The organism is Xenorhabdus yunnanensis (genome assembly GCF_028598805.1).
Lineage (GTDB): Bacteria > Pseudomonadota > Gammaproteobacteria > Enterobacterales > Enterobacteriaceae > Xenorhabdus > Xenorhabdus yunnanensis.
In genome coordinates this window covers 1-3,574 of the sequence record NZ_JAQRFI010000113.1, presented here as the reverse complement: position 1 = coordinate 3,574, position 3,574 = coordinate 1, and the positions used below count along the sequence as shown (strand labels likewise).

Here is a 3,574-nt window from a genome sequence, read left to right as displayed (position 1 = left end):
AGATATACGCGATTTCATCTTCCGGTAACCCATATTCGATAAAGCGCTGGGCAGTCTGATTTATCAGAACAAGGTATGGGCAGATCATCATGACCTTCATCCCCTTGGATACAAAGCCCCTCGTGATGAAGGCAGATAAGCCTGTTTTGCCTGCGCCTGTCGGTGCATACACCATGAAAGAATTGAAGTTCTTCCAGTTCTGGCGCAACAGACTCAAGCCACGCTCTTGGGCAAAGTTAGGGGTAATGTTCAGCATTCTGTTGCCCCCTGTTTATTTTCTTGAATTTCCGTGAGATACTTCGCCGCAGGTAATCGCATTCCAACGATGCCAGCCGCAAGAGCCGAATCAGCTATCCCTTCCAAAGTTTCGCTGTTCGGTTTCTTGCACCCTCTTACATTTCCATTCTTAGTTAACATTGATACCCTCACTTGAATAATGTCCACTGCCAGAGCACAAGCCTTTCCTGATTTCTGCCTAATGCCTGTTTGCTAGTACCTGAACTGGGTGGCGCGGATCACATCAACGCCGTTCACGCGATAACGCAAAGGCTGCTTGCCATCTTTGAGCAGCACGAAGCCTGATATGCCAGCGGGTAACTCACTTAATTTCAGCAGCGAACGTTTACGCGGTGATCGATTGTCAGCCTCGATAGCGCACTTCTCCCCCGTTCGGGTGGTTACCATGTAGTCCACGCGCCCGTTGCGTCCATCGCTCAGCCCGGTCACGGTAAAATTCTTTTGCAGGAACCAGCCTTGCTCACGGATTTTTGCAGTGAGTACCGTTTCAAATTTCTGCATGTCAGCGGCAGTGAGAAATTGCTCTTCCAGTAAGGTGATTAATTTTTCTTTCAGCTCAGTGCTCATGTTTATTGCCTCAATGGTTATTTTTGTATCACTTGGGTAGTACGGCGATTTTTGAAATCCCTATAAGTGCACTTATCTAACTTATGTATTCCTTACTGAGATCTATTTAAGTAATGTGTTCTTACTTGGCAGTGCTTTACCTTACTGAACTCTCCAAACCCCCTTACCCCCCTGGTTCTCTTCCCTATCGATGTACTAGTTAAGTGATACATGAAAACTCCAAAATTAATTACTGGTTAACCACTCTCAACGGCTTCTCGGTATAACCCTGTGCCGCTCGCTCATACTTCGTGACAAATTCCCTGAGCCGGATATTGGCTGCCTGTCGTGCTGCGTTGTCTTTCCGGTATGACACGGGTTCCTCATCCCATGCTGCTTGGTAGACTTCTGAGTACTTGGCAGTTATCTTTGCTCTGGTGCTGGCTCTCAACTTCGCCAGCGTCTCCTGTATCCACACGCCATCGTCAGGGTAGAAATGCGATGGCATGGCTACCTTGGTGAAATCAGGAAAGAACCCCATAACTAGATCCCGACTACAACTGACTGAAAACTACTCATGATCCACCTCCGTGGGTGGTGGAAACACTTTAGGCAGATCGGGGCGCAGTTCGTGGGCTTGGACGGCTCCGTTGGTGGCTTCGACGATTATCACCACGTTTTCTGGTGATATTCTTTTTTTCCCGGTTAACCAATCACTCACCGTGGATTGAGCTTTGCCAATATGTTCTGCAAATCTCTTCTGGCTACCCCAAAGCTTTATAGCTTTCTCTATTGCTGTGTTAATCATAATCTCCTCAATTACAAATCAATCGCTATAGCTATTATACAAATGATGGAGCAATAATCAAATGCTATAGCGATTTTGATTTATCATCGCCATAGCGATATAATGAGATTATTAAGCGATTTATTAACGATTATTCATGAAGGTTAAAAAATGACATTTACAGAAAGGCTGAATCGTGCAATGCACGAAGGCGGATTTAGTCAAGGTGCGCTAGCCAAAGCTGTTGGAATGGCTCAATCCAGTGTGTGGAAATTAACTTCGGGTACAGCAACCCGCACTACTCGGCTCGTTGATATTGCCCGTATTTTAGATGTACGCCCAGAGTGGTTATCTGATGGGAAAGGATCAATGAGGGCCGAAGAAAGCAATGATCCAGAATGCAATGATATAGAATTCATTGAATACAAAGGAATGTTTCCGGTTGATATGTACGAAGGGGATGAACCTACTGGTGATCAGATAATGATTCCTAATTTGGTGGAATCTAAAACCTGTAGGGCATATAAACTATCTGTGAACAGTGGATGTTCGGAAGCTCCTGCGGGCACAATTATAGTTATTGATAGTAATGAGACAGCAGGAACAAATGATCTGGTATATGCCAGAGTCAACAAAGTGTTATCAGTCTATAAATTCGTTCAAGGTGGTTCTCATGGATATCTATCTGTTGATGATAACCGTGTTCCACTGGTTGATGTTGGGAACTCCGATGTTGAAGTTCTTGGGGTTATTGTTTTCCTCCTCCGAAACATGAAACACCGCTGATACCCCAACTGCTCTGCCATCTCTTCATTTGGGACGGGAGTTGCATATCTCCCAGTTCCCATTCTAATTAACTGAGACAATTTCACCCTCCTAAACTGTACACGCATACAGTATTATACTGCATTAATTATAACTCATTTGCAATAACATAAATTCTTTATTTTACTTCATAAAAATCAACATACTACCCCCTCCCCAATAAAGTGCCTCAAAAAATAATCGCTTTGGCGGTTGACATATTAATCGCTATAGATATCATTACTGCACGTAGTACAGAAAAGAAAAATCGACATCAAAGAATCAGTACATTTACTTTTGTTTTATAGCCGGAGGGGGCTAAATGGAAAGCGGTAATCAAAGTTCAGATTATAATAAAGAGCTAGTTCAAAAATACGGAATAACTGATTCGTATTTAGCCAGATGCATAAATAAAAAGCATTCTAATCATTCATTACTAACGGGATATTTTGATAATGGAAAGGTGTATTCCCTGTATTCAAGGGATGGTGATTTAATGGTATTAGTTGATGCCTTTAGAAGTCTGGATGAAGCCAACCAACAAGCTCAAGCTATTCTTAGTAATTACCAAGAAACAGCGGAATTTCCAGTATCTTCGAAAAAGAAGTAGAAACCATGAAAACTTTTCTCTTCGGCGCAATAGAACGTTCCAATATGGAACAAACGCGCCCTATATGTATTAAAGCTCAGGCAAGTGATAGGGAAGAAGCAAAAAGATTACTGGCTCCTACACATGTAATTTTAGGCTGGATGGGACAAATAGTTAATCGTGAGGAATGGGTATAATAACATGAAACTATATTTAAAAATGTGGATTGAAGATGAAAATCATGAAGAAATAATAGTATTTAAATATATTGATAATGGGAACTCTTCATCACTGATATATAATGACGAAGAATTATTATTAGCGTCTATTGATAGAACCCAAAAAATCATTAATTCTATTAATTCAAAATTACAACAAGGAATTAAACATGATAAATAAACTACAAGCAGCCGTCGAAATTGCAGAAGAAATTGAAGCCGCAATATTTCCCGTAGTGACTGCAACTCAGAATGAAGCCGAACCGGATACTTATTTAATGTGTCGTGGTGTGCATCGTCAGACTTGTGATTTAGCTCAGCGATTAAGGGATA

At 41.8% G+C, this 3,574-nt stretch carries 9 protein-coding genes; 4 read left to right on the top strand and 5 right to left on the bottom strand.

Annotation, left to right across the window (positions count from 1 at the left end; all coding sequences use genetic code 11):
• The 5 genes from PSI23_RS20720 to PSI23_RS20700 all read right to left on the bottom strand — a co-directional run.
• A partial coding sequence (locus PSI23_RS20720; protein WP_273556846.1) for a DEAD/DEAH box helicase family protein occupies positions 1-256 on the bottom strand: 256 nt, incomplete at its 3' end.
• Positions 250-417 carry a hypothetical protein gene (locus PSI23_RS20715; protein ID WP_273556845.1) on the bottom strand — a complete coding sequence of 56 codons (168 nt, stop codon included), beginning with the start codon at positions 415-417 and terminating at the stop codon, positions 250-252. The genes PSI23_RS20720 and PSI23_RS20715, both read right to left, overlap by 7 nt.
• Positions 418-489: 72 nt before the next feature.
• Entirely contained in the window at positions 490-864 is a 375-nt protein-coding gene (locus PSI23_RS20710; RefSeq protein ID WP_273556844.1) for a hypothetical protein, read from the bottom strand.
• Between the two features lie 229 nt (positions 865-1,093).
• Positions 1,094-1,384, bottom strand: a complete 291-nt coding sequence (locus PSI23_RS20705) for a hypothetical protein (RefSeq protein WP_273556843.1) — start codon at positions 1,382-1,384, stop codon at positions 1,094-1,096.
• 30 nt (positions 1,385-1,414) lie between these two features.
• Positions 1,415-1,651: a transcriptional regulator gene (locus PSI23_RS20700; RefSeq protein ID WP_273556842.1), complete on the bottom strand. Its 237-nt coding sequence runs from the start codon at positions 1,649-1,651 to the stop codon at positions 1,415-1,417.
• Between the two features lie 150 nt (positions 1,652-1,801).
• On the opposite strand from PSI23_RS20700, the gene PSI23_RS20695 reads away from it, so the two are divergent.
• The 4 genes from PSI23_RS20695 (at position 1,802) to PSI23_RS20680 (ending at position 3,422) form a co-directional block, all read left to right on the top strand.
• Positions 1,802-2,416 carry a helix-turn-helix domain-containing protein gene (locus PSI23_RS20695; protein ID WP_273556841.1) on the top strand — a complete coding sequence of 205 codons (615 nt, stop codon included), beginning with the start codon at positions 1,802-1,804 and terminating at the stop codon, positions 2,414-2,416.
• A 340-nt stretch (positions 2,417-2,756) separates the two neighbouring features.
• The gene (locus PSI23_RS20690) at positions 2,757-3,044 is read left to right on the top strand and encodes a hypothetical protein (protein WP_273556840.1); all 288 of its coding nucleotides are present in this window, start codon (positions 2,757-2,759) and stop codon (positions 3,042-3,044) included.
• A 5-nt stretch (positions 3,045-3,049) separates the two neighbouring features.
• Positions 3,050-3,220, top strand: coding sequence for a hypothetical protein (locus PSI23_RS20685; RefSeq protein WP_273556839.1), 171 nt, complete (start codon positions 3,050-3,052; stop codon positions 3,218-3,220).
• A 4-nt stretch (positions 3,221-3,224) separates the two neighbouring features.
• Complete coding sequence (locus tag PSI23_RS20680; RefSeq protein ID WP_273556838.1) at positions 3,225-3,422, top strand: hypothetical protein; 198 nt, start codon at positions 3,225-3,227, stop codon at positions 3,420-3,422.
• Positions 3,423-3,574 lie beyond the last annotated feature (152 nt).